Origin of the sequence: Obesumbacterium proteus, from assembly GCF_001586165.1 — a bacterium.
Lineage (GTDB): Bacteria > Pseudomonadota > Gammaproteobacteria > Enterobacterales > Enterobacteriaceae > Hafnia > Hafnia protea.
In genome coordinates, this window is sequence record NZ_CP014608.1 from 3008118 (window position 1) to 3031549 (window position 23432).

The 23432-nt window shown below is 47.5% G+C and carries 40 protein-coding genes and 2 pseudogenes; 33 read left to right on the forward strand and 9 right to left on the reverse strand.

Annotated elements, in window-relative coordinates:
- Positions 1 to 8: 8 nt before the first annotated feature.
- From DSM2777_RS14170 to DSM2777_RS24500, 8 genes are all read right to left on the reverse strand, one after another.
- Positions 9 to 332 carry a hypothetical protein gene (locus DSM2777_RS14170; protein ID WP_061554298.1) on the reverse strand — a complete coding sequence of 108 codons (324 nt, stop codon included), beginning with the start codon at positions 330 to 332 and terminating at the stop codon, positions 9 to 11.
- 12 nt (positions 333 to 344) lie between these two features.
- The gene (locus tag DSM2777_RS14175) at positions 345 to 845 is read right to left on the reverse strand and encodes a single-stranded DNA-binding protein (protein WP_061554299.1); all 501 of its coding nucleotides are present in this window, start codon (positions 843 to 845) and stop codon (positions 345 to 347) included.
- Complete coding sequence (locus DSM2777_RS14180) at positions 846 to 1463, reverse strand: ERF family protein (protein ID WP_061554300.1); 618 nt, start codon at positions 1461 to 1463, stop codon at positions 846 to 848.
- Entirely contained in the window at positions 1447 to 1617 is a 171-nt protein-coding gene (locus tag DSM2777_RS24495) for a hypothetical protein (RefSeq protein ID WP_156088366.1), read from the reverse strand. The genes DSM2777_RS14180 and DSM2777_RS24495 overlap by 17 nt, the downstream gene beginning before the upstream one ends.
- Complete coding sequence (locus DSM2777_RS14185; RefSeq protein ID WP_061554301.1) at positions 1614 to 1814, reverse strand: hypothetical protein; 201 nt, start codon at positions 1812 to 1814, stop codon at positions 1614 to 1616. The genes DSM2777_RS24495 and DSM2777_RS14185 overlap by 4 nt, the downstream gene beginning before the upstream one ends.
- A 189-nt stretch (positions 1815 to 2003) precedes the next feature.
- A complete protein-coding gene (locus tag DSM2777_RS14190; RefSeq protein ID WP_237087782.1) occupies positions 2004 to 3053 on the reverse strand; it encodes a coiled-coil domain-containing protein in 1050 nt (349 codons plus the stop codon).
- A 239-nt stretch (positions 3054 to 3292) separates the two neighbouring features.
- On the reverse strand, positions 3293 to 3523 hold the full coding sequence (locus tag DSM2777_RS14195; protein ID WP_061554302.1) for a hypothetical protein: 231 nt from the start codon (positions 3521 to 3523) through the stop codon (positions 3293 to 3295).
- Between the two features lie 44 nt (positions 3524 to 3567).
- Entirely contained in the window at positions 3568 to 3735 is a 168-nt protein-coding gene (locus DSM2777_RS24500) for a hypothetical protein (protein WP_156088367.1), read from the reverse strand.
- A 159-nt stretch (positions 3736 to 3894) separates the two neighbouring features.
- Here DSM2777_RS24500 and DSM2777_RS14200 point away from each other — a divergent pair, with 159 nt between their 5' ends.
- Positions 3895 to 4149 carry a hypothetical protein gene (locus tag DSM2777_RS14200; protein WP_061554303.1) on the forward strand — a complete coding sequence of 85 codons (255 nt, stop codon included), beginning with the start codon at positions 3895 to 3897 and terminating at the stop codon, positions 4147 to 4149.
- A gap of 352 nt (positions 4150 to 4501) precedes the next feature.
- Positions 4502 to 4966, forward strand: coding sequence for a hypothetical protein (locus tag DSM2777_RS14205; RefSeq protein ID WP_061554304.1), 465 nt, complete (start codon positions 4502 to 4504; stop codon positions 4964 to 4966).
- 524 nt (positions 4967 to 5490) lie between these two features.
- Here DSM2777_RS14205 and DSM2777_RS14210 read toward each other — a convergent pair.
- Positions 5491 to 6183 (reverse strand): S24 family peptidase, encoded by a 693-nt coding sequence (locus tag DSM2777_RS14210; protein WP_061554305.1) that lies wholly within the window; start codon positions 6181 to 6183, stop codon positions 5491 to 5493.
- A 106-nt stretch (positions 6184 to 6289) separates the two neighbouring features.
- Here DSM2777_RS14210 and DSM2777_RS14215 point away from each other — a divergent pair, with 106 nt between their 5' ends.
- From DSM2777_RS14215 to DSM2777_RS14365, 31 genes and pseudogenes are all read left to right on the forward strand, one after another.
- On the forward strand, positions 6290 to 6520 hold the full coding sequence (locus DSM2777_RS14215) for a transcriptional regulator (protein ID WP_025796686.1): 231 nt from the start codon (positions 6290 to 6292) through the stop codon (positions 6518 to 6520).
- 117 nt (positions 6521 to 6637) lie between these two features.
- Positions 6638 to 6979 (forward strand): CII family transcriptional regulator, encoded by a 342-nt coding sequence (locus tag DSM2777_RS14220; protein WP_061554306.1) that lies wholly within the window; start codon positions 6638 to 6640, stop codon positions 6977 to 6979.
- Between the two features lie 27 nt (positions 6980 to 7006).
- Positions 7007 to 7648: a GIY-YIG nuclease family protein gene (locus DSM2777_RS14225; RefSeq protein ID WP_061554307.1), complete on the forward strand. Its 642-nt coding sequence runs from the start codon at positions 7007 to 7009 to the stop codon at positions 7646 to 7648.
- Positions 7649 to 7715: 67 nt separating this feature from the next.
- Positions 7716 to 8567 carry a replication protein gene (locus tag DSM2777_RS14230; protein WP_061555401.1) on the forward strand — a complete coding sequence of 284 codons (852 nt, stop codon included), beginning with the start codon at positions 7716 to 7718 and terminating at the stop codon, positions 8565 to 8567.
- Positions 8564 to 9271: a replication protein P gene (locus tag DSM2777_RS14235; RefSeq protein WP_061554308.1), complete on the forward strand. Its 708-nt coding sequence runs from the start codon at positions 8564 to 8566 to the stop codon at positions 9269 to 9271. Before DSM2777_RS14230 ends, DSM2777_RS14235 begins: the two co-directional genes overlap by 4 nt.
- A 193-nt stretch (positions 9272 to 9464) precedes the next feature.
- A complete protein-coding gene (locus tag DSM2777_RS14245) occupies positions 9465 to 9707 on the forward strand; it encodes a hypothetical protein (RefSeq protein ID WP_061554310.1) in 243 nt (80 codons plus the stop codon).
- Between the two features lie 284 nt (positions 9708 to 9991).
- A complete protein-coding gene (locus tag DSM2777_RS14255; RefSeq protein ID WP_061554312.1) occupies positions 9992 to 10270 on the forward strand; it encodes a phiTE_015 family protein in 279 nt (92 codons plus the stop codon).
- Positions 10270 to 10710, forward strand: a complete 441-nt coding sequence (locus DSM2777_RS14260) for a recombination protein NinB (protein ID WP_061554313.1) — start codon at positions 10270 to 10272, stop codon at positions 10708 to 10710. Before DSM2777_RS14255 ends, DSM2777_RS14260 begins: the two co-directional genes overlap by 1 nt.
- Entirely contained in the window at positions 10707 to 10937 is a 231-nt protein-coding gene (locus DSM2777_RS14265) for a hypothetical protein (protein ID WP_061554314.1), read from the forward strand. The genes DSM2777_RS14260 and DSM2777_RS14265 overlap by 4 nt, the downstream gene beginning before the upstream one ends.
- A gap of 360 nt (positions 10938 to 11297) precedes the next feature.
- Positions 11298 to 11477, forward strand: coding sequence for a hypothetical protein (locus DSM2777_RS14275; protein WP_061554315.1), 180 nt, complete (start codon positions 11298 to 11300; stop codon positions 11475 to 11477).
- A complete protein-coding gene (locus tag DSM2777_RS14280; RefSeq protein ID WP_061554316.1) occupies positions 11464 to 12084 on the forward strand; it encodes a recombination protein NinG in 621 nt (206 codons plus the stop codon). Before DSM2777_RS14275 ends, DSM2777_RS14280 begins: the two co-directional genes overlap by 14 nt.
- Positions 12081 to 12308: a hypothetical protein gene (locus tag DSM2777_RS14285; RefSeq protein ID WP_061554317.1), complete on the forward strand. Its 228-nt coding sequence runs from the start codon at positions 12081 to 12083 to the stop codon at positions 12306 to 12308. The genes DSM2777_RS14280 and DSM2777_RS14285 overlap by 4 nt, the downstream gene beginning before the upstream one ends.
- Positions 12305 to 12466, forward strand: coding sequence for a hypothetical protein (locus DSM2777_RS24505; protein WP_156088368.1), 162 nt, complete (start codon positions 12305 to 12307; stop codon positions 12464 to 12466). Before DSM2777_RS14285 ends, DSM2777_RS24505 begins: the two co-directional genes overlap by 4 nt.
- Positions 12463 to 12666, forward strand: a complete 204-nt coding sequence (locus DSM2777_RS14290) for a protein ninH (RefSeq protein ID WP_061554318.1) — start codon at positions 12463 to 12465, stop codon at positions 12664 to 12666. Before DSM2777_RS24505 ends, DSM2777_RS14290 begins: the two co-directional genes overlap by 4 nt.
- Complete coding sequence (locus DSM2777_RS14295; protein WP_061554319.1) at positions 12663 to 13448, forward strand: antitermination protein; 786 nt, start codon at positions 12663 to 12665, stop codon at positions 13446 to 13448. Before DSM2777_RS14290 ends, DSM2777_RS14295 begins: the two co-directional genes overlap by 4 nt.
- Positions 13449 to 13954: 506 nt before the next feature.
- Positions 13955 to 14227, forward strand: a complete 273-nt coding sequence (locus DSM2777_RS14300) for a phage holin family protein (protein WP_061554320.1) — start codon at positions 13955 to 13957, stop codon at positions 14225 to 14227.
- Between the two features lies 1 nt (position 14228).
- The gene (locus tag DSM2777_RS14305) at positions 14229 to 14717 is read left to right on the forward strand and encodes a lysozyme (protein WP_061554321.1); all 489 of its coding nucleotides are present in this window, start codon (positions 14229 to 14231) and stop codon (positions 14715 to 14717) included.
- A complete protein-coding gene (locus DSM2777_RS24510) occupies positions 14714 to 15079 on the forward strand; it encodes a hypothetical protein (protein ID WP_061554322.1) in 366 nt (121 codons plus the stop codon). The genes DSM2777_RS14305 and DSM2777_RS24510 overlap by 4 nt, the downstream gene beginning before the upstream one ends.
- Positions 14970 to 15239 (forward strand): Rz1-like lysis system protein LysC, encoded by a 270-nt coding sequence (lysC, locus tag DSM2777_RS25245; RefSeq protein ID WP_428838752.1) that lies wholly within the window; start codon positions 14970 to 14972, stop codon positions 15237 to 15239. Before DSM2777_RS24510 ends, lysC begins: the two co-directional genes overlap by 110 nt.
- Before the next feature lie 176 nt (positions 15240 to 15415).
- A complete protein-coding gene (locus DSM2777_RS14315; RefSeq protein WP_061553700.1) occupies positions 15416 to 15958 on the forward strand; it encodes a KilA-N domain-containing protein in 543 nt (180 codons plus the stop codon).
- Entirely contained in the window at positions 15955 to 16359 is a 405-nt protein-coding gene (locus DSM2777_RS14320; protein WP_061553701.1) for a hypothetical protein, read from the forward strand. Before DSM2777_RS14315 ends, DSM2777_RS14320 begins: the two co-directional genes overlap by 4 nt.
- Complete coding sequence (locus DSM2777_RS14325) at positions 16346 to 16531, forward strand: hypothetical protein (RefSeq protein ID WP_061553980.1); 186 nt, start codon at positions 16346 to 16348, stop codon at positions 16529 to 16531. Before DSM2777_RS14320 ends, DSM2777_RS14325 begins: the two co-directional genes overlap by 14 nt.
- 98 nt (positions 16532 to 16629) lie before the next feature.
- Positions 16630 to 16695 (forward strand): annotated as a pseudogene (locus DSM2777_RS24515) (hypothetical protein); the annotation flags it as partial.
- A gap of 130 nt (positions 16696 to 16825) precedes the next feature.
- The gene (locus tag DSM2777_RS14330) at positions 16826 to 17110 is read left to right on the forward strand and encodes a hypothetical protein (RefSeq protein ID WP_061554323.1); all 285 of its coding nucleotides are present in this window, start codon (positions 16826 to 16828) and stop codon (positions 17108 to 17110) included.
- Between the two features lie 69 nt (positions 17111 to 17179).
- Positions 17180 to 17359: a hypothetical protein gene (locus tag DSM2777_RS14335; RefSeq protein WP_061554324.1), complete on the forward strand. Its 180-nt coding sequence runs from the start codon at positions 17180 to 17182 to the stop codon at positions 17357 to 17359.
- A gap of 216 nt (positions 17360 to 17575) precedes the next feature.
- The gene (locus tag DSM2777_RS14340) at positions 17576 to 18589 is read left to right on the forward strand and encodes a terminase small subunit (RefSeq protein ID WP_061554325.1); all 1014 of its coding nucleotides are present in this window, start codon (positions 17576 to 17578) and stop codon (positions 18587 to 18589) included.
- Entirely contained in the window at positions 18558 to 19886 is a 1329-nt protein-coding gene (locus DSM2777_RS14345) for a phage terminase large subunit family protein (RefSeq protein WP_061554326.1), read from the forward strand. The genes DSM2777_RS14340 and DSM2777_RS14345 overlap by 32 nt, the downstream gene beginning before the upstream one ends.
- Positions 19886 to 21292, forward strand: a complete 1407-nt coding sequence (locus DSM2777_RS14350) for a DUF4055 domain-containing protein (protein ID WP_061554327.1) — start codon at positions 19886 to 19888, stop codon at positions 21290 to 21292. The genes DSM2777_RS14345 and DSM2777_RS14350 overlap by 1 nt, the downstream gene beginning before the upstream one ends.
- Before the next feature lie 16 nt (positions 21293 to 21308).
- Positions 21309 to 22391 (forward strand): annotated as a pseudogene (locus DSM2777_RS25000) (phage minor head protein); the annotation flags it as partial.
- 641 nt (positions 22392 to 23032) lie between these two features.
- On the forward strand, positions 23033 to 23221 hold the full coding sequence (locus DSM2777_RS14360; protein WP_061554328.1) for a hypothetical protein: 189 nt from the start codon (positions 23033 to 23035) through the stop codon (positions 23219 to 23221).
- 17 nt (positions 23222 to 23238) lie between these two features.
- The gene (locus DSM2777_RS14365) at positions 23239 to 23418 is read left to right on the forward strand and encodes a hypothetical protein (protein WP_061554329.1); all 180 of its coding nucleotides are present in this window, start codon (positions 23239 to 23241) and stop codon (positions 23416 to 23418) included.
- The last annotated feature ends 14 nt before the right edge of the window (positions 23419 to 23432 follow it).

Sequence of the window (23432 nt, forward strand, 5' to 3'; positions counted from 1 at the left end):
AATATCTCCTATGCGGCCATACTTAGCGCAGAAATAGCCGCGTCGATATCAACGTCAGGCTTTAGTCGGTAGATAGTTCCACCAAGATTCACATTCCCCCATGGCTCTGCGTCCAGATATGCTCTAATGCGGCCAATGTGGTTGTATTGGATGTGAGTGGATTCAAGAAAATTTCGCCATGTGTAATATGGCTCGTGATAATTCAGCGTCACCCCGCCAGTAGCACCGCCGCCCAATAGCTTGCCGCCCACTGAGTTAAGCGCTCTGTGGAATTCGGTGATGTTATTGTCGGGGTGCTGGCTGAGGACGCGCAGGATGCTCTGCGGCGTCATGATTGTTACCTGCTAGAAAGGAATGTCGTCATCGAAGTCCATTGGAGGTTCATTGCTTTGTGGCTGAGCTGCTGGAGTGCTCTGAGGGCGAGCCGCTGGCAGTAAGCCGCCGCTGAACTGATTACCCTGTGCCTGACCGCCGCCCATAGGCGCACCGCCACCTTGACGTCCACCCAGCATCTGCATGGTGCCGCCAACGTTTACAACAATCTCAGTGGTGTATTTTTCAACACCAGCCTGATCTGTCCACTTACGAGTCTGCAAAGCACCTTCGATATAAACCTGATAACCTTTACGCAGATATTCACCAGCAACCTCAGCCAGCTTTCCGAATAGCACTACGCGATGCCACTCAGTTTTTTCCTTCTGCTCGCCAGTCTGTTTGTCACGCCAGCTCTCTGATGTGGCCAGCGTGATGTTTGCCACTGCGCCTCCGTTCGGCATGTATCGAACGGTCGGGTCATCTCCCAAATTTCCAACAAGAATTACCTTATTTACGCCTCTACTTGCCATTTATGCCGCCTTTTTTAGCTCTGTAGCACGATGCTTAAAAACATCTACACATTTGGTTTGATGCTCTGCTGATGATGCAAGGGCATTCCATGTGGTTTTGTATATCCCTTGTAGCTCTGCCGCGCTTTGGCAGTCGGTAGCCTGTGCCGTGAAATCAGCTAGAATCTGGTCTAGCGTCTGCGGAGATGGGTTGTGAACCTGACTATCAGGATCTTGAGCTGTTTCCTCGGTCGGTATGCAGAACGCTTGGAATGCAGCGTATTTGTATGCGATAGACATGGCCTTGTTCGTCGCTTTGTCTCCGCTATCCATAGCTTCGCCATACGTGGTTACCGTGTGCTTTGAGTCATCCTCAATAGCTACAAAGTCGAATTCAGCTTTAACTACTACATAAAAGAGAACACCGCCTTTAGCTGTAGTGCGCTCGGTTACTGTGCGCTCGATGATTCTTGGAAGGATTACCAGACCATGTTTAACAAGGGCAGGGGATAGTGCGTTGTAAACATCATCAATTCCTCGGAACTGAAAACCTTGTTGCTGGTTACGCTTGTCTTTTGAAATCCCGACTTCTGACATATCCTTTGCTACGGCTGAGATTGCCTTATAAACAGCGCTCATGGTCACCTCGTATTATTCGTTGTTCCTGCTGGCCAGTGCGGTGATCTGCCACCGCTTCTAGTTGAGCAATCTGGTCGTTCATAACCGGAATCATCTCGGCTGATTGCATCCACTGGATTAGCAGTTGTTCCAGTGGGTCTATTGTTTCGTTCATGCTGCCACCTGCTTTTCGCTAACGCTGTAGCCGAGCTCGTTCAAGTATTCGAAAACGGCCGCCATATCGAGTTGAGTCATGATCTCTTTCGTATCTGTTTCACCGAAGAGAGCGGCATTTTCAGCAATCACTCGCATTTCTCCTGCTCGGTCACCGCATCTGGTGGTGACATTGCTGCATAAAAATTGAAGTTTCATGGTCTACCTTCCTGTCTCAATATATCGACTAGTTTGTCTAACCAGCTTTTACGAGGTGGTGGGGTGAAGCTGGCAGAGGTAAGGCGGTTAGATGGGTGATGCTGGATTTTTAACAAATAGTTGGTAGAGCAGCCCGATGCGGACTGCCCAGCAAGTGCAAGTTGCATATGGGCTATTCCTTGAATTTGATTAGTAGTTGATGCTGATTGCGGTGATGTTGCCTTTGGCTATTTCCGTGATGCACAGCTTGGCGCATTCTTCCGGCACACCTGCGGCGATAAGGTCTTGTAGTGCTTTGTTGTTTATTGTTTTGCGGTGTTCTTTATCAGCTGCGCGGCGAGCTTCTTCATCCTTGATGCGCTTCTCTTCAGCTAATCGAGCCTGCTCCTTCTGCTCGTTTTCACGCTTAATTCGCTCGGCTTCTTCGTGGGCCTTTCGTTGCTCTTCGGCAATGGCTTGCTGTTTGTCACGCTCGGCCTTTTCAGCGGCTTCTTTCTTCTCACGTTCGGCTCGCTGCTCCGCTTCGATGCGGTCGCGCTCTGCTTTTTCTGCCAGCTCTTTGGCTTCACGTTCGGCACGCTCCTTAGCTAATGTCGCTTCGCGCTCTCTGGCTGCTGCCGCTTCGATTTCACGCTTTGCAGCTTCGTCTGCTTCGCGCCGTGCTTTCTCTTCGGCCTCACGCTTAATACGTTCTTCATGCTCGCGTTTGGCCTGCTCGGCTTTCTGTCGTGCTTCTTCGCGCTCACGGTCTATCTTCTCGTTCATGAGTAAAGCCATTTCATGATCGGATTCAATCTTCGCCGCCAAAGCCGCGGCGCGTTCCGCTGTAATTTTGGCATCCAGCTCTAACGCCTCATCCCACATAGCGTTGAACTCTTTTTCTTTCTGCTCAGCCTCCCAGTCCGTCACAGGCTTACGAATCTCAACCGCAAGTTCGTCCAGTGAATCCCTAACCTTTTTACGGCTGGCATCGACAAGAGCAGGGCGCTTCTTCATTTCTGCAACTAACTTCTTACCAGCCTCGTCAATAGCTGTCTTAGTGCTACGGACATTCGCCGCCATGCTGATGTATGCACGGCGTCCCTTGGCTGTATTCAGGTCACCAACTACAGAAGATGCTTTTTCACGGATGTCTTTAATTAACCCTTCAATGAATTCGTCATTGATAAAAGCAGCCTCGAGTTCAGCCGGTACGCTCGGCAGAGTGACTAATGCAATTTCGTTCTTTTCCTCGCTCACTGGCGATCTCCTTTGTTGGTTTCATTGCAAAACGCCTACGCTTTGCGATGAATTGCAGGTATAAAAAAGCCCCTAACGAGAGGGGCAAATCAAACTCCGTGCGGATACGTATTCGCTCGCCAGCGTTACAGGCTACATAGCTCACCCCGTTATCTATCTGCCTATCATCGTATTGAGCGGGCAGGTGACGCTAAGAGAATTGCTCACAGCAGATACTCAGTGAATACCTGCGATGTGCATTACTCGCCACGGGCTTTTAGCATTGCGTCGGCAATGAAATAGGAATCTCCTGCTAACTCTTTGTACTGTGGTGATTCTGGGCCACCACCAAATGAATGGCCGTCATATCTGCGCACAATGGATGCCATTGCTTTAGCAGCGAAGTAATCACGCATTGTCATGCCTTCAATCGGGTAATTGTGTTCGCTTCCTGCAACTGGAAATGCCGGTCCCCCGTTATCACCTTTCATATCTATCTCCATTCTTGGTATAAAAAAGACCGCTAGGCGGCCTGTTAAATGCGGGTAGCGGTACGCAGGTTTTCATACACCTCACCGGCTACCACACGGTCACGGCCTAACGGCAATGCTGCGAAGTACTCATAAGCCGCAGTGACTGTCTTTTGATGCAACTGAAGCAACTCTTCTTTCATCTGCTTCAATTCTTCTTCTGTCTTATCCATCTCATTCCCCTTGTTCACCCAATAAAAAAGGCCGCCTTAGCGACCTGTGATTGTTTGTTGCCTGCTTTTATCCACATCAGGCGAGGTGGTTCCTAACTTTCCACAGTCAAGGAAAGCTGATACGTTGGTTATTCCACAGTCAATTAAAGGAATTAAAAGATGTCAGCCGTTACAGTCGATTTACTAATAAAGGAATTAAGCGCAAGAGTTGATGAGCTTGAAGCTAACAATACGGCTTTAAAGCATGCATTTACCGCTACTTTTTCATGCCTTCCCGCCGAGGTCACTCAGCAGACAAGAGAAATTCTACGTGAATGGTATGAACTCTCTGTAAAAGGCGCTCCGGCTTCTGTTGTTGACTCTTTTGATAAGAGCCGAAAAGAGATTGAAACCGTTGTTGGTTCTCTGAAATAGCCATTAAATCTTCTAAGAACTGGCCAGCTAACTTCTTGACCAGTTCATCACGTTCCTCGCTCATACCTACCTCTCTAAATTAAGGGAATGCTCTTCCCGCGAATCTTCTGGCGCCCCTTTATCTGCGCCAATAATGAGTGCCTGTACTGTCTTAACCACCTCAGACGGCAGTGGTTCGTGCCATTCCCCAACAGCAAAAAAAACGTGTAATCTTTCATCACCCCAACAGTACAAAGGATTTTAACGATGAAAGACTTTAAACAAGACCATATGCCACCACGTATGCAGCCGAAGCCTCAACCGAAGCCTCAGCCAAAACCAGAAGGTGGCAAATAGCTGAATCAGAGGAAAAATGGACAGAGAAGAACTGCTTTACAGAATTGAGTATTCATACAACTTCGAACACCTATTTAGTTCACTAACTTGGCGAATTGATAAGCTTATTTCGCTAATTCTTCTCATCCTCGGTTCGGCTGTTTTTTCAGGAGTCCAAGGTGCGTTTTGGTATGGCTTGGCTGTCGCTGTTCTGACTGCAATTCAAATGACATATCAGTTTGCTAAATCATCAGAACATTCATCTCGCCAAAGTAGAGAGTATTTGAAGCTCTTAACGCTGGAGAGCAGATATTCAGATGATGAGTTACTAGATAAGCTTGTAGAGTTAGAAGACAACGACCTAAGACCGTGGCTGATCCTTTCAGATATTGCATTGGTTAGAACAAATATCAGAAAGGGTTACGATGAAGACCAAGACCCGAACTTATCTCGGACGAAACGTTTTATTGCATGGTTTGCCGGAGATAACCCTCACCGGTAAATTGTTTAAGTGAACACAATGACCTGTAGAGATATAGTCCCTAATCACGCTATTCCCCGCCCAACACCTAAACCACCTAAGCCTAAAGGTTAGTAAAACGGGGTAGGAGACTACCTCGCGGTGATATTTTCACTCTTACGGTGACCTGCTGCGTATAATGAGGCAGGCAATGAAGTCCGGTAGTTGCAACCTGTAGCTGCTGCAATCATCCGTTCTTTTTCTCGTATCGCATGGCGCTTAGCCCTGCATCGTTCTCTTGCATTCATAAGAACCTCCATTTGTCCGGCACAGGCCGCTATATAAACGACCTGTAACTGACATTTTTCACACTAAACACCTTCTCGGCATAAAGTGGTAAAGCATCAGATTGTTAAAGAGCTGGCGGCTTCCGGTGATCTGGTGTGCTGCCGTGTTGATGTGGTTAAGATTACCTGCGGGTAATTTCATTGTCTATACCTGTGGGTAAATATTTTGGGTAAACAAAATTACCTCACTGAAAAGTAAGGTAATTTATTTTTTAGAAATTATTGAGGGAGTTCTGAAGCGTCTATGTATCGTGATGATTTTACAATTGCGGCAACATATGAGATCTGAGAAACATCTGTATGACGCATAGTTATTGGTGCATGTGATTGATTTACACTTACAAATTGGTAATAGCCATCTCTATCATAGCCTATTTTTTTTATCATGTTATGGCCGCTTGAAGTTCGGATGAATACTTCATCTCCAGCGTAAATGGTGCGACTTGGCTCAACAACAACAAATTCACCTGAATTTATTCGAGGGAACATGCTGTCTCCACGAACCTTTACAGCAAATGCTTTTGGGTCATCACTATAAATTCGGAGCCAGCCAGAAAGTTGCTCCATCATTTCTATTGAACCATCCACACCCAAAACGGCCTCCCCAATGACCTCAACAATTCCATTTTTTATACTGCCAGAGAACTCAATCTCCTCATTGTAGCTCATAGGGATATTTGTGTTAGACACAAGGTCATCCATCCATCCAGTTGGCAGCTTTAGCTTTGACTCGATGGTTTCTACCATTTCCTCCCCTATACGCTTTCTTCCTTTTTTGTCTTCAGGATAAAGCATTCTAGATACATAGCTTGGATCCACGCCTATCTCATTGGCCAGCGCGGAAGCTTTCCCATTAAATCTTTCATCTCGCAGCTGACGAAGTCGCTGCCTTCTAATCTCGAATTTATCCATCACTAAATTCTACTAAATGTTACCCGCTGGTAAATGACCTGCGGGTATTGCTTAATTGTATACCTGCGGGTAAACTAAATTTCGTATAGATAATCGGAGGCATGAAATGGAAGAACTACGCATTTACCTAAATGCAATGTCTTCGGATGAACAGCGACTCTTCGCTGAAAGATGTGGAACAACAATTGGGTACCTCCGCAAGGCTTTAAGTCGCAATCACGAATTAGGCGCTGCCTTGTGCGTGTTAATTGAAACAGCTAGCGACGGATCGGTAACTAGAAAACATCTTCATCCGCAGGACTGGACTCAAATTTGGCCTGAGTTAATGGCCGCTTAAGCAACACCGCTCTTTAAACAATCTGATCTCTCACCCTATGCCGAAAAGGCGTTTGGTGAAAACCCTAACCACCTAACCGGTGGTGTAACTATTTATTCAACAAAGGAAGTATCACAAATGGAACATGCAAAAACACGCAACAACTCACAAGAGATTGAAGTTCGTATCAGGGGGCTAATAAGCCGATTAGGTTTAGCTACCGTCGCTAAGGGTATGGGGCTGGATAAGTCTCAAATCAGCAGGATGCAGACAGGGAAGCAATGCTTTGTGGAGAGGGTGGCTAAGTTCTTGGAGGTCATCGGGTTCTGCAAAGAGGACTCGATCTTATCAATTGCAGGTGATGAAGCCGCTGAGATAGCGAAGTCACTACGAATGCTGAGCATGATTATCAACTCAGAAAAGAAAAAGTCGCCAACTGCGGGAACAGCTGACGACTCTCAGATCACTATGAATTTTTAAATACTGGATCAATTTACAGGAGTAATTATGCACCTAGAAGAACTTAAGTTGCAAACCACTGAAGTAAAAAAAATGTCTATACCTGAAGGTTTCAGGCTTGGAGGATGGGTTTATATCCTTAGCAACGAGCATATGCCCGGAATCTATAAAGTGGGAATGACCACAAATAGCCCAGCAATAAGAGCGAAAGAACTCTCATCCTCTACCGGAGTTCCTTCTGCATTCAAAGTTGAAGCCTCATTCCATTGCGATAACCCATCATTTTCTGAACGAGAAATTCACGCAGCTCTTAGCGGTTGTCGGGTTAATTCATCAAGAGAATTCTTTAGCATCGAACTTAAAGAACTCAAGGAGATTTGCGAGCAATCGTGCCAAGTCAGAGCTAATGAGCCAGTTGAATACATGGCAATGAACTATGACGTCATCTCATTTGAGCGACTCGCTGACCTCAATATTTTTGAATTGATTGAGGATACCGGATTGAACGTTTTTGGCGACCGGCTCGCTATCGCTGAACGTTTGATTCGGATAGGAGCAGAGAGAGTTTTTGAGATGAATGGCATGTATTGCTCAATGGTATTCCATGAGGGAGAGGGTTTCCTGATCCAAAACGCGGAATATCAATACGTGATGGCGCAACAGGAAGCAGAGCTGACTGCGGAGAAATGAGATGGGAGTTGTCAGAAAGGTAGATTTTAACGCAAAAGTATTGATACCAGATAAGTCAGGGGGGCGTATGGCTGACCTGTCCAATGGGTACACAAAGGTCGCCAACGAGATTCAACAGCTAAAACCACGCCTCAGAATGTCAGGTAGGGAATGGCAATGTTTCGAGGCGGTGATCTGGCTCACCTACGGATGGAATAAGAAACAGGACAGGGTGACGAACACCGTAATCGCCGAGCTGACAGGTTTGAGCGACACGCATGTATCGGACGCTATCAGGGCTTTAGCAGAGAGGAAAATTATCTTTAGCCAGAAGCAGGGAATGATGAAACTTGTTGGGGTAAACACTGAATTATCTGGCTGGATTTTAGACAAACCGGAAACGGGAAGAAAATTCCCGAAAACGGGAAAATCCTTCCCAGAATCAGGAAAAAGGTTCCCGAAAACGGTAGACACCCAATACAAGAACAAGAACAGTAATAAAAACCCTTCGTCCGATGATTCTCTCGAATCACCTGACAAGCCCATTTCAAAGTTTCTCTCATCTCATCCAGATGCGTTTGTTTACTCAGCTACTGGATCGAAGTGGGGGACTGAGGAAGACGATAGGGCTAGTCGCTGGATTTACGAGAAGGTCTGCGTGGTTGATGCATCAGCAAAAGAACCCAACTGGGCAGACTGGGCAAACGTAGTTCGACTGATGAGACAGCAAGATAACCGAACGCACAAAGAGATTTGTGAGTTATTCCTCTGGGCAAATCGAGATTCGTTCTGGTGCTCAAACATCCTATCCCCAGCAGCTCTGCGGAAAAAATGGGGAACCCTATCTGCCCAGATGGGCAAACCAAACCGAAGCCAACGACCAAGCGCTGATCCGGTACCACACTGGAACAGCAAAGAGTCATGGGAGGATTTCATATGACACATCGACTGATGAGTGCTATCGAAAACCGAGATGGTTCGGCGCTGGCCAGAATGTCCAACCCAGCTACACAGGCAATGCAGGGGGTTGTGAATCCTGATGCTGAAAACTTGGTTGACGCTCTGTTTCGCCAACTCAAACAGGTGTTCCCAGCGGCAAGCCAAACCAACCTGCGTAGACCTGAAGACGAGAACGCAGCAAAAAAACAGTGGATTGCTGCATTCGCTGAGAATGGAATCCGAACCAGAGAGCAGCTATCGGCTGGGATGCAACATGCCCGATCCAGTGAGTCTCCGTTCTGGCCTTCACCCGGTCAATTTATCGCATGGTGCAAGCAAGGTGTTCTGAAAGCTAACGGCTTGCCAAGTAGCGAGGAGCTGTATGGCCTAGTGATGGAGTATTGTGCTAACCGTGGATTGTATTCGTCACCCGAGTCCTATCCGTGGCCGAGCAACGCGGCGTACTGGATGGTGACAAAGCTATATTCGCAGATGCGCGGTAAGAACCAGTCGGAATCAGAACTCCGCAAGAGCTGCACTGAAGAGTTGGTAATCATGGGGCGGCGTATTGAGTCTGGTGAAGAAATACCAAAGCCAGTTGTTCAGTTGGAAAAGCTACACATTCCGATCAGCAATGAAGCTGGACTACAGAAAATTGCAGATATTCGCAAAAAGCTAAACCTTCCGCGTAGAGGTCAGCAATGAGCAAGTGTTGCATGTGTCACCAGTATCTCGAATACGGCGACGGCCTCACGTATCACGGATTCACATCATGTGAGACGCACTACGAAGGGATGGTTGATCGCGTTGATTCTTGGCGAGCGGATGCCTTTGAAACTGACACGCAAGAGCTGCATGGAGTTGATGAGCCAGAGACAACAATACAGTGGAGATAGTCATGAATAAATTAATCCTCATAGGTGCATTGCTTTTGGCTGGATGCACAGACCCAAATGAGGCTAGAAAGGTACTGCAGGACAATGGATATACCGACATCCGTATAGGCGGTTACTCATGGTTAGGTTGCAGTGAGAACGATCAGTTTTCGACTGAATTTATCGCCAAGGGGCCAACTGGCCGAGATGTTAAAGGTGTTGTTTGCTCAGGTTGGCTAAAAGGCTCAACGATACGTTTTCTCTGATGGAGATAGTCATGACAACCAGAGAGATTTTTCGTAAAGGGCAGATGGTGCCCAAAAGGCTAAGTATGGCCGTCACCCATAGGAAAGTGCAGCATAAAATTACGTTTGGTTGCGACACGATTATATGCGGTAGGACGCTGAGTCCGGCTGTTATTGGTGACGGTCCAATTTTAAATTTACCAGCGAACATTTGCAGGGTTAGACATAACAAAACAAAGCAGAAAGTATCTGTGGTTTTTTAGACATGCACTTTTCGTATTACAGCGTTGGGTTGGAGGTATCAAATGACAAGTCGTGAACAGTTTGAAGCGGCATGGGAAAAAAATAACGAATGCGAGCCTATGGATGGCTGGGAAAGTCTGCGTTGTGATGATGGTTACACGGACGAGATAATTGATGGTCAGTGGTGGGCATGGCAAGCAAGCCGCGAGGCGGTGGAAGTAGAGATGCCGCCTCAAGTTGATTGCTGCAACGTACCATTCGCCGCTCACTCATGGAATGCTTGTCTGGAAGAATCGGAAAAGCGCATTCGCGCCGCTGGCATCAAGGTTAAGGGGGAGTGATGGATAAACAGGCCTATTTCCTGATAGACCGACACCGACAGCAAAACGCAATCCAGTTCATCCAGTCACTTCCAGTTAATCCAGATTCACCCCTCGTAGTAACAATCCAAGAGCGAACCAGAACCCTAGACCAGAATGCGCGTTTGTGGGCAATGCTGAACGATATTAGCGAGCAAGTCGTTTGGCACGGTTTAACGCTCAGTAGCGAAGATTGGAAGCACATATTCACCGCATCACTCAAAGGCCAGCGTTCGGCACCGGGTATTGAGGGTGGGTTCGTTGTGCTTGGGCAATCAACTAGTCGAATGACTGTAGGTGAAATGCGTGACCTGATAGAGCTGATACAGGCGTTTGGTGCGGAGCATAACGTTAAGTTCGGTGATGATGCCATAGCCGCGATGCGCTGGGCTCAACAACACAACAGGAGTTCAGCAGCATGAGCAAACTACCTCGTAACTTCGGATGGGACAGGCACAAGCTAGCCACGCTCACATACGAAGAATTAGAAAGACTTGAAGCAGATGTGAAAGAGAACCATGAGTGCAGGAATGGGATTTATATCTACGATGCCGCGGGGAGGAAGAAACTGGATGCACTCAGTTGGGCTGTTTACTACAAGAACAAGGCTGACCGAGCTACCGACCCCGAGCCACCGGAGGCCGCATGAAGAAAACAGTTATTTCATGTGCAATCGCATACTGCATAGCAAGCACACAGAAAGAATCTTCGAAGATTGGATTATGGGAATCAGCGCCAAAAACATTTACTGACCATTACAACAGGAATGAACCATGGCGGGATAAGAAAAGAAAACCATGGAGGCGCAGATGAAGCGAACGTGGTTCACACACGAACCCATGACCACAGAAGAAGCCAATCAACTAATCGATAGATACAAAAACAACGGAGTGCAGGCCACTAAATCACTATCAGCAGACAATCGTCACTGGTTCGTTCAAGCACTTCTCCCTGAATCAAATTACCTACCTAATTCAAAAATACAGACATCCAAAATCTGGAGATAAATATGGCTAGGAGCAGAAGCAAATATAAACACAAGCATAAGTACCCAAAGAAAGAACAGGCAGCATACGTATCAACACCGATGATTAATCCCGCAACAGTAAAGACCATCATTTTCGCCATCGTGCTTTTCATCTGCTTTATCGCCGCGGTAACGCCGGAGGTGCCAATTGCTCAAGGCTAAAAAGCCGAAGCCAAAGAAATGCCCGATATGTGATAAAGAATTCATCCCTCGCAATACCATCCAAAAAACCTGCTTCTCATCATCTTGCTCTCTCGAATTTGTCCGGCGCCAAAATAAGCTCAAAGACGAACGCGAACAGCGCAAGCAAGCCAAGTTATCGCGCGCCGAAATACGTAAGCGTAAAGAGAAGCTAAAAACGGCATCAGACTGGAATAAAGAAGCCCAATCAGCAGTTAATCGGTTCATCTTCTGGCGAGATTATGGGAAGCCATGCATAGCCTGTGGAAAGCCACTTAACTATGGGGTTAGAGGTGGGGCAGTAGACGCGAGTCACTATCGGTCAAGAGGTTCGGCAAGGCATTTAAGATTTAATGTTTTCAACATCCACGCAGGATGCGTGAGATGCAACAGGGAGCTATCAGGAAACATCATTCCCTACCGCATTAACCTCATCGAGAAAATCGGCATAGAGCGCGTAGAGCGGCTAGAGCAAGACAATTCAGTAAGACGCTTCGACATCGAGTACCTGAAACGAGTGAAGTCCATCTTCACGCGGCGGGCTCGTCATTACGAAAAACTGCGAAAGAGATACTTGGAGGCAGCGTGAGAAAAATCACTTACCCATGTGAAACAGCGGCAATTTTCAATGATGTGGTTTTCGTGATCAGGCCAAACAGTGCAGAAGATTTAATGGAGGAATGTGATAAAGCAGAAACCTTTTTCCTGAACTTCTTTCCATATGCCACCCATGAAAACGTATTCGATGAAATTCGTTATAGCTTCGGCGGACTATATCTGAATTCGCTTGAAGTCTACAGGGAGTCAGCGTGATCAAACCAGAACACAACAAGCAGGCGGCAAGCATCATCAGCACCGTGTTCATGATGCCTAGCTTACGGTTCCTACGTCGATCGCTTCGGGCTCGTTATTGCTACGCATTGATACAGGGCGATCGCTATTTGGCTTTGGCTGATAAGGGGAAGCTATGAATGCCGAAATCCGAACCATACCCGACATGTTAGTCGATACATACGGTAATCAGAGCGAGCTAGCACGACGCCTACACATCAACAGAGAAACCATATCCAAATACCTCAACGACAAAGAGGCCAAGCACCACGCAATAGTGAACGGTGTATTCATGACAGCTCGTGGGGATAGTGGGAAAAACAGGTGGGGTAAGCGATGAATATCGAAAGCACAGTTAAGTTCCATTCACCGAAATCCACTCAGATCAGCGACTCCCCTCGCGCAACAGCATCAGACGCTTTAACTAACACTGATGTCATGTGCGCTTTGGGGATGGTGCAGAGTAGAGCCCCACTCGGATTTGCTGCCTTCAACGGGAAAATGAATATCAGCGAAAACGATAAAAAACGCTCGGTACAGTTGCTTACTCAATACGGACTTAAGCACTGCGATAAGGTTGCCGCCTTACGCAAGCTTGATATGAATATTAAGGTGAAGGTCGTGCAAACGCTCGCAAAGTTTGCATACAAAGACTATTGCCGCTCAGCAGCCGGAACCGAACTGTGCGATTGCTGCAAAGGTGCGCGAGTTATCAGGTCGAAGACCATGGTCATGAAACACGCCGGATGTGGGAAGACTCCTCCTAAGTATGCGGAGGAGGTTACCCATACGATGTGCCCGAAGTGCAACGGAAAGGGTGAGGTATCCGTGGCATGTTGTAAGTGCAACGGGCGCGGTGAAGCCGTTAATCGCGAAGAGACGGAGCGGCAGGGTGTGCCAGTGAAACATACCTGCAAGCAATGCTCAGGCCGTGGCTATGAACGCATCCCAACCACAAAAGCATTCAGAGCAGTATCAGTGCTTGCGCCAACACTAACCCTTGATGTGTGGAAGCGTGGAGCAAAGCCATTTTATGAAGAGCTAATTTCCCATATCGAAAAGGAGGAAAGTTTTGCTGATAGCCAACTCAAGAAAGTTACGAGCAGAATTACAGAAAGTTGAAATCCGACAACGATTGCTACTTGCAAAATGCACTAAACTAGAATAATCTAGCTCTAACACTAGAAATCCGTGAAGATGTTTAACGTGATTTCAAGAAAGGCTGGCTTAATCGCTGGCCTTTTTAGTTTTCAGCACATCACTCAGCGAAGAAGGGTAAACCGGAGCGTTTGGTGTGCTGCACAACTGCATGAGTGTTACTGGTGACGGAAACTAGCGAATAGCTCTAGAGGCCAAGGCGGTTCAACTCCGCAAGTGCTCATGACAGTTGTGGAGTGAAGAAATAAGTAAACATCGCACGCAGGGGCCATTGCCGCCTTGAGATGAAGCCCACAACCCAAACCCAAACCCAAATTCAAAGCCCTGAGTTAATAGCTCGGGGCTTATTGCATTTAGCGTCATCCAAAACCAACCAACCGCACTCACACATTCCTTGTCTGGCATGGATACGGGTGACGCTATTCCCTACACAAACACACAGCACCAGCCCTACGGGGAGGTGAGAGACTATGCGAATGGACGACCGTTACTCAAACGCATCGTACAGTAGCGCAGGTCTAGCAGCGTTCTTTGCCAGTCTGTCATTGCAGGATTGGGGCTTCATTATCGGTGTTGCCTTCAGTATCGCGCTTGGCATCCTGACATATCGTCTTAATCGGCGAGAGCAGATGAGACGCACGCAGATACTGCAAGACATACTGACGAAGACCAATACAAACAATCCATCGGCAACAGCACAAGTGCTAGCTGATTTAGGTCAGAAAGCGCCGAAGGAGATCTGATATGAACTCATCACTTCGTGCGCGAATATCCGCGGCTATCGGTGGCGGTGCCATTGCAATCGCAACGGTAATGCTAAGTGGTAAAGGCGGATTAGAGGGGCGAGAGTACGTTCCCTACAAAGATGTGGTAGGAATAATTACAGTCTGCGATGGGCATACCGCCAATGACATCATAATCAACAAGCGATATTCAGATGCGGAGTGTGATGCGCTGACTAAGGCTGACTTAGAGCGGATCGCTAAACAGGTAAATCCGAGCATCAAAGTTAAAACCACAGAAACGCAGCTCGCCGCCATCTACTCATTTTCCTACAACGTTGGGGCTAACGCCTTCATCAAGTCCACCATGCTTAAAAAGCTCAACGCCGGTGACTATGCCGGAGCATGTGATGAGCTCAAGCGATGGGTATATGCCGGTGGCAAGAAGTGGAAAGGCCTAATGAATCGGCGCGACGTTGAATATGAGGTTTGCACCTGGAGTCAGAGATGAGCAAGTTAACCACTGTATTGCTGACCCTGCTGGTATTGCTTGCTGTAGGAGTGGGTGTCCTCTGGCACAACAACGGAAAGTTGAACGAGAAAGTTAGCGATCTGGATGCAAGCCAGAAGAGCGCAGAGACGATCACTAAAAACGTCCTAACCACTGTCACTCTATTCAACCAAATCTCCGAGGCTAATCAGAATGCAAAAGCTCAGGACGCATTGGAGTCACAGAGAGCCGAGAATGGCATCAAGACTGCTGTTGCGAATGATGATTGCGCTAATCGGCTTATTCCTCCTGATGCAGTTAAGCGGCTGTGGGAGTACGCGGACGGTATACGTTCAAGCTCCGATAATCCCGCTACCTTCTAATCTGACTGCTGAAACGCCGAAACCAAAAGTCCCGAACTCAATGTCATGGGGTGGTAGCCTCCTGCTAAATGCCCGACTTTATTCAGCGTTAAAGCGGTGCAATATAGACAAAGCAGACATTCGCAAAGCTGAATTAGCCAGACAAACAAACACCCAATAGAGCCTCACTTCGGTGGGGCTTTTTTATATCTGAAGCAAACCATCCGCGCCACGCTCGGCGCAATTCTACCGTAGAACCTTTCAGGATAAGCCTTGAGGAGATCAGCAGTGGTCTGATGAACCCTCTACGGGCTGGTTCTTCCTGAGCGCAAGGTTTATCACTAAAAGGAAGTCATCATGCAATATCCAACGAATATTGTTATCGAAAATATGCCAGTTCGAAATACAGAATTTGGTACTTACAATCTTAATGATTTACACAAAGCGGCAGTGGCGGCTAAGAAGGCCAAGCTTTGGCAAAAGCCAAGTAAGTTCCTTAAAGCAGACGGTATCAAGGGTTATGTCGATGAAGTGACCAAGGAGCTAAAAAGCACCTTGGAACAAAATCAAATACTTAGAACCATTCATGGAGGCTCCGAGCGAGGTACGTGGGCGCATGAGCTTATTGCTCTCAGATACGCAGCTTGGTTATCTCCAGCATTTGAATTGAAGGTATATCAAACATTCAGAAGCGTGATATTAGGGCAGGTTAGTAAGTTTGCTCAGGCAAACCTGCTAGAGCTTAAATATCAGTCTAAAAAGCGTCGCGTGAGTACTGCCGCCAGAATAATGAACAAATGGGGTGTTGGTGGTGAGAAAAACCAATTGGAGTCTCAGCGTAAATTACTAGCTGAAGAGATTCAGGTTACGATCCCCGGTCTGCCGGAGGGAAAGCCATGATGAGTAATGAAACCTCATGTGATTTCTTCTGCTCTCGCGTGGCAGAGGCTTATTTGCTTCATCTAATGGCATTATGGCGTCGTCCAATCTACCGATATGAAACTGGGGATATTGAAGTAAGCGACTCATTCTTATGGGGTCTACTCGACGGATATCCAAAAGACCGAATGACAAGTAGCTATAGAGCAAAGTTTTACTCAAAGCTCCTGAAAAAATTTGATCCCACTCCAGCCAAAGGCGCAGTGATATGCGGCGGTAAAGTTCCAGAGCTAAGCAAGCGCGGCATAAAATATATGAACGCCTTAGTTCATGGATTTGGCGACATGCTAGAAGATATTGGCGACAGGGATGAATATGGGCTGCTAACGATACCCAAAGGTGAGCTCAATGACCAAATCTGAATACAATCGTATTGATTACATAGAAGAAGTCATGGGAAACGCATTTAAGCTTCTCGATACGGGAAGAGTGGCAGCGGCTAAGGAAATTATTCGCGCAGTAAATCTTCAATTACGAGTGCTAAAGCGCACAGGCGAAAAGCGATACGGTAATCCAAGTAAAGCGGAAGAATGAAGTCAGTTAGCACCTCTGCGAAGCGGGGCGAGTCTGGCTAACCAAATTCATTTACCGAACCAAAAGAAGCAGCAGGAGAGTATGCAAAAGAGGCTGACCGCGCTTATAGCGCCGGACGAACCTGTGAACGCATCTATGATTCCGCCGCAACAGTGAATCCTTAGATACCAACGTAATACCTTTGCAATACCGATCGTTTTGAACGATCGATAAACGATAATTGATCTATACAACCAATTTTAACCATAATCTTCATGCTGTTATCTTCGCTTTTATTTGGGGAAGGAACTCAGCGTGAAGTTTTCCAATGGTGTAAAAGCGGTATTTATATCGTTAGGTATTGGGTTGGTATGCATTATTGGTGCTTTAAACTGGGCTATAAACGGAACTATTTCTCGTGGTGGCAAGTTAGAAATGCCAAAGCCCCAAGGAAAAGAATTCAGATGCGGCGACCAAGCAACGGTGGTAACTCAAAGCCGGTTGTCTGAGATGTTGAATAGAGCGCCCCTCGGTATGTGTGTAAGTCGCATTAATGATGGTACGTTCGTCGTCAGAGAGATGGCGGTGATACAGAGATGATAAAGCCCGCCTCAAGTAGGCATAACAACATAGGTCACCGCTGGTGGCCTTTTTTATTGGAGAGCCGCCATGAATAACAAGAGCAATGGACGGACTGTAAAGCCCAAGCACCTCTTCTTACGCCCTGATACCCAAATCATTACTGATAGAAAAGGAAAGATAGTTGCGGTTATAGGCTGCCTCAAAGACATAAAACTAAATACCGGGATGCAGTCATCATTTAAAAAAGCGTTGTCCCAAAATTTTTAAGTTGGTGGCTTTGCTGACGTTATTTTATTTTCTGCTGATTTATAGATTTGACCATTCGTGCAAGGCTATTCAAAAACAATCAATGCAGGGAGTTTTATACCTTTTTACCCACGTTTTCGGAAAACGTCAGCCCGAGCAGGCAAAACGGCGTGACAGCTGCGAGAGCGCAGTTTTTACGATTTGCGCAAAAGCGCATTTACCTTTGGAGAAGTCGCCATGGCTAAACAAGATTGGGCAGCCAGGCAAAAGGAATATTTAGCCGCATTCATCAGCACTGGCGTATCACCGAAAGAATGGTGTGAAGCAAAAGAAATTAATTACACATCAGCCCGCCGGTATATCAAGAAGCCCACAAAGACTTCCGCAAAAACTGCGCAGAATAAAACTGCGCAATCTGCGCAAACACGAATGCGCAAAGCGCAGGCATCGAAAAGCGCAGCCATATTAATCAATGATGAAGACCTAAACGATCAGCAAAAACAATTTGTCATTGAATATCTAAAGGATAAACACGCCACGCAAGCCGCTTTACGCGCGGGCTATAGTCCTAAAAGCGCCTCTACACTCGGTTATCAGTTGCTACAAAAACCGCATGTTAGAGCCGCAATTGATAAGCAGCTGCGCGCCGCGGCCGAGTTATCGCTGGTTTCCGCGGCCGATGTTATCGCGCAGATGTGGCAATTAGCAACGCTCGATGCCAATGAAATTTCAGAGTTGCGCCGCGGGTGTTGCCGCCATTGCTGGGGCATTGGTCACGCTTACGAATGGACGGCCGACGAATACCGGTTGGCATGCGAGAAGGCGGAGCGTGCCGAGAAAGACGCGCCCGACTGCGCTGGCGGCCTTGATTACTTAAAGACGCGTGAACCTAATCCCGATTGCCCCGAATGCGGTGGTGAAGGTATTAGCCGCGTACACATACACGACACGCGCGAATTATCCCCGCTAGCCCGTTTGGCTTATGCCGGCGTGAAGCAAACCAAGAACGGGATCGAAGTCTTAACAATCAGCAAAGAAAAGATGCTGGAGAATATCGCCCGCGCATTAGGGGCGCTTGAATCACCGGAAGATAAGGCCATTAAACGCGCCCGCCTTGAGCGTGAAAATCTGGAAACTCAGAAGATACGCAACGAGCTTAGCCGGCCGGATGATCGATCAGGCTTCGAGGAAGATTACCAACTGCAAACGGTGAGCCCTGATGAACCAATCCCCGACGAGCCGATCCTCTAACTTAGCGCCTGTTTTAACGCCAAAGCAGGCCAATATTTATGCCTGGGGATGGCAGCCTAAAGCCCGTTTCCGCGATGCTGTTTGCGGCCGCCGCTTCGGGAAAACATTCTTAGGCAAAGCTGAAATGCGCAGAGCGGCGCGGCTGGCCGTGAAATGGGGCGTTAGTGTTGAGGATGAAATCTGGTACTGCGCGCCCACGTTTAAACAGGCTAAGCGCGTTTTCTGGCGCCGTTTAAAGCAATCAATCCCGCCGCACTGGCGCGCTGGCAAGCCGAACGAAACCGAATGCGTTATTACGCTGAAAAGCGGACATATAATGCGATGTGTTGGCCTGAACAACTACGACGACTTGCGCGGATCCGGTCTTTTCTTTGCGCTGGTCGATGAGTGGGCCGATTGTCCGTATGAAGCGTGGGAAGAAGTATTGCGCCCCATGCTTTCATCCTGTCGCTATTACGTGAACGGTGAAGAACGTCGCGGCGGCCATGCGCTACGCATCGGAACGCCGAAAGGGTTTAACCATTGTTACGATACTTGGCAAGACGGCAAAGACGGTGGTGAGCCCGATCATAAAAGCTGGCTTTATACGTCATTGGATGGCGGAAACGTACCGCCGGAAGAAATCGAAGCGGCCCGTCGCAAGATGGATCCGCGAACATTCCGGCAAGAATACGAAGCCAGTTTCGAGAACTACAAAGGCGTTGTTTATTATTGCTTCAATCGCGCGCTGAATCATACAGACGACACGATAAAGCCTGATGATGAGCTGCATATCGGGATGGACTTCAACGTCGAACATATGGCCGCCGTTGTGTACGTTCGGAAAGGCAAGAACGCGATCAGCGCCTTGGCCGAGCATATGGAGATATTCGACACGCCGGCGATGATCATAGAGCTGAAGAAGCATTATCCGAATCATAAGATTTATGTATATCCCGATGCTTCAGGTCAAAACCGAAAATCAAACAACGCCAGCCAGTCAGACTTGTCTTTGCTTGAAGACGCCGGCTTTATTGTGCGCGTTAACGATTCAAACCCTGCCGTAAAAGACCGCATCAACGCGGTTAACTCGATGTTATGTAATACCTACGATGAACGGCGCATGAAAGTTAATACCAAAAAATGCCCAATCTATACCAAGTGTTTAGAGCGCCAAATCTATAACGACGCAGGCGAGCCGGATAAAAAAGGCGGCTTCGATCATGCGGTCGATGCTGGTGGCTATACGATCATTAAACTCTTCCCACTTGGGCCTAAGAATATTTACGAAAATGATTTCATGGGGTCTGCGTACTGATGAGCAACAACAACGATGTAACCTTTACGCGGCCCGAATATCAAGCCGCATCAGAGCAATGGAAGAAAAACCGCGATGTATGCAGCGGGCCGATCGCTGTTAAAGCTGCCGGTAATGTTTATCTACCGATGTTGAGCCCGAACGATAAAACAGCGTTAAATCAACAGCGAAACGCGGACTATTTAAAGCGCGCCGTGTTTTACGGCATCGTGGGGCATACTCGGATCGGGCTTCAGGGTTTGGCATTCCGCAAGCCGCCGGCGTTAGAAATTCCCGACAAAATGGATAAGCTGAAAACTAACGCTGATGGATCTAACACTAGCATTATTCAGCAATCCCAATTCGCGCTCGAATCCGTTTTGGAAGTCGGCCGCCATGGTCTCTACGTCGATTATGCAGCCTCGGGAGAGCAGAGCATTATCGTAGCTTATCGGGCCGAGGATGTGCCGAACTGGCGCGTTGAAAATATTGGCGGCATGAATAAATATACGTTAATTGTTCTGCGCGAATGTATCGAAAAACCGGATGGATTCGGCTTCAAAGACGAAATTCAATATCGCGTTTTGTACCTTAAAGACTCCCGTTTTTTTGTCGATATTTGGACAAAAAGCAGTGAAGCTGCCGGCGCGTATTCTATTAGTTCAAAAATTGAACCTAAGCCGAAAGGAAAAACGCATTGGGACGAGATCCCGTTTACTTTTATTGGCGCTCAGAATAACGACGCCGTGATCGACGACGCGCCTTTATCGTCGTTGGTCGAAATCAACCTGGGCCATTACCGCAACTCAGCCGATTATGAAGATAGCGTTTTCTTTTGTGGGCAGGCCCAGCCTTGGGTAAGTGGCGCGGATACAGATTGGCGCGAATACATTAAGAAAAACGGCATCGCCTTTGGTTCACGTAATCCAATTATGCTACCCAAGGAAGGCTCTTGCGGCATCATGCAGGGCCAGCCGAATATGATTGTTCGCGAAGCCATGAACGATAAAGTTGATTACATGATTAAGCTTGGAGCCCGTTTGCTTGAGCAGAACGCCACGGCGAAGACTGCGACGCAATCTAGCGGCGAGCAAGCCGCGGCTACGTCAATTCTTGGCCTTTGCTGCGCTAACGTATCAGCGGCTTACACGCAGGCGCTTAAATGGTGCGCGCGTTACATGGGCCAGTCTGAAGAGAATATCAAGTATGAGCTGAATCAAGACTTCATCGCCAAGTTAGTAGATCCGCAGACCATCACGGCACTGGTTTCTGCCTGGATGAATAAAGCGCTTCCTATCGCTGATCTTATTCGACAACTGCAAAAGATGGACGTTATCGATCCTGGTAAGGATTTCAATGCAATCATGGACGAGTTAAACAGCGAAGGCCCGAACTTCATGGCCGGCGGTAGCAACGGCGCACAATAGCCAGCAAGGGTGAAACATGGCAACGGTAAACGAAAGACTTAGCGAGGAAGCAATCGCCCATACGTTGTTTGTAAGCCGTTATTCAACCGGCGTAGCGAAAAAGATGATTAAGATCCTTAATCAAAGCGATGCGGAGTTATCCGCCAAGCTTTTCGCCGCGCTGGATGAATTAGAGCCAGACAGTTTCACGGTGAAACGCCTTGAAAGCCTCTTAGGCGACGTTCGAAAGGTGAACGAAATAGCGACACAAAGCATGCTTGCTGGCTTGCAAACCGAAATCAAAGATTTTGCCAAGCATGAAGCCGGCTATCAGTTAGATTTGTTTTCATCTCTTCTGCCTGCGGAAGTGTTAGAGCGTTTCCCGTTGGCTGGCATATCGTTTGAACAGGTATACGCGGCGGCAATGTCTAAGCCGTTCCAAGGCCGCTTGCTGAAGGATTGGGCCAGTAACCTTGAGTCAGACCGCCTGAAGCGCATCACCACTGCCGTAAGTAATGGCTTTCTTCAAGGCGAAACCGTTGAAACAATTATTCGACGGGTGCGTGGTACCAAAGGGGCCGATTATAAAGACGGTGCCTTGCAGGTTAGCCGCGCCAACGCGGCAAGCATTATCAAAACAGCGGTTAACCATACGGCCGCGGAAGCGCGCGAGAAATTCGCTAAAAACAATAGCGATATTATTAAGGCGAAGCAGTGGAGCAGCACGTTAGACACGAAGACTTCGGCGCAGTGCCGGATCCGCGATCGTCTAATGTATTCACTCAAAAACAAGCCGCTCGGCCATAAAATTCCGTATCTACAAGGCCCTGGCAAAATTCATTTTTGCTGCCGCAGCAGCGAAAAGTTTGTTACTAAATCATGGCGGGAACTTGGTTTCAAAAAGGGCGAGCTAAGCGGTGCCACGCGCGCAACGATGGACGGACAGATCCCCGCCGAAACATCATATTTAGAATGGTTATCTAAGCAATCAGCATACCGGCAAGATCAGGTTCTAGGCGCTGAGCGTGGGCGGATGTATCGTGCAGGCGAAATTAAGCTTAGTGATATGTATACAGATAACGGCGAATGGCTAACGCTAGCGCAGTTAAAAGAGATAGAAACAGCCGGACGTAAGTCCGGTTTTTCTTTGGCTGATGCTAAAACGCTGCGTGATATTGAAAATGGCATGCAAGGTGTTATCGCTAACCAGTTGCATTTTCCCGATGGAACGCCAATTGAATCTGCTAAAGAAGCAGCGCAAGCGATGAGCGATGTGTTAACTAAGTTCAACCTTGCGCCGCTTTCTTCATTCAGCGAGCGAGAAGGGATGAAGGCATCTGCCGCAGGGGCTTACTTCAAGGAAAATCAGTCTATTCATATTTCAGCTTGGGCGTTAGAGCAACAACGATGGGACGAAATTCGTAAGAATGGATCTGATGTTGATTTTCTTTCTATGCTACCTATCAAACAGCTAGATATGGTTAATGTCGCAGCAGAGAAAGCCGCTAAGGGATTTGCTTTTGAATATGCAGCAAAGCAATCTGTAGCGGGTACTGTTACCCATGAAATGGGACATCACCTTTATTATTCTAATCTTGATGAGCTGGAATATCTTTCCACAAAAGCTTATCAGGCGGGCTGGTGGCGCCCCGTAAGCTACTATGCTGCAAGTAATGAGCGAGAGCTATTTGCTGAGGCCGTCGCGCTTTATATGTTGGGCGATGAGAGTGAGCATAAACGAATAAACCCGGAGCTTTTAGAATGGCTGAAGAAAAATTCCCGTACTTAAAACAGGCAACAGAGCTATACCACGCCAACCCAAGGCCAGATAACCTACTGGATGCCTTAGAAGCATTGAGCGATAAGGCAGGCGGAAATACGCCAGAAGCGCACATGATCGGGGGGTTGATTAGCGCGGCTGTGATGGATGATGTCAATAAAGACAGTTAATTAATCGAGGTTACATTATGACAGCATGCGAAATCAAAGAACGTATTGAGGCTGAAATAGGCGAGTTTATCGGTCTGAAATGCCGTGAATTGAAAGAGCAAACTGGTTTGAACGTGGTTTCAATGGAAGTTTTACCGCGCCCGATGCGCAATGACGCTGAATGGAAAGGCCCCTATGTAAGAATTACGCTAACCTAATAACAAATAATAGC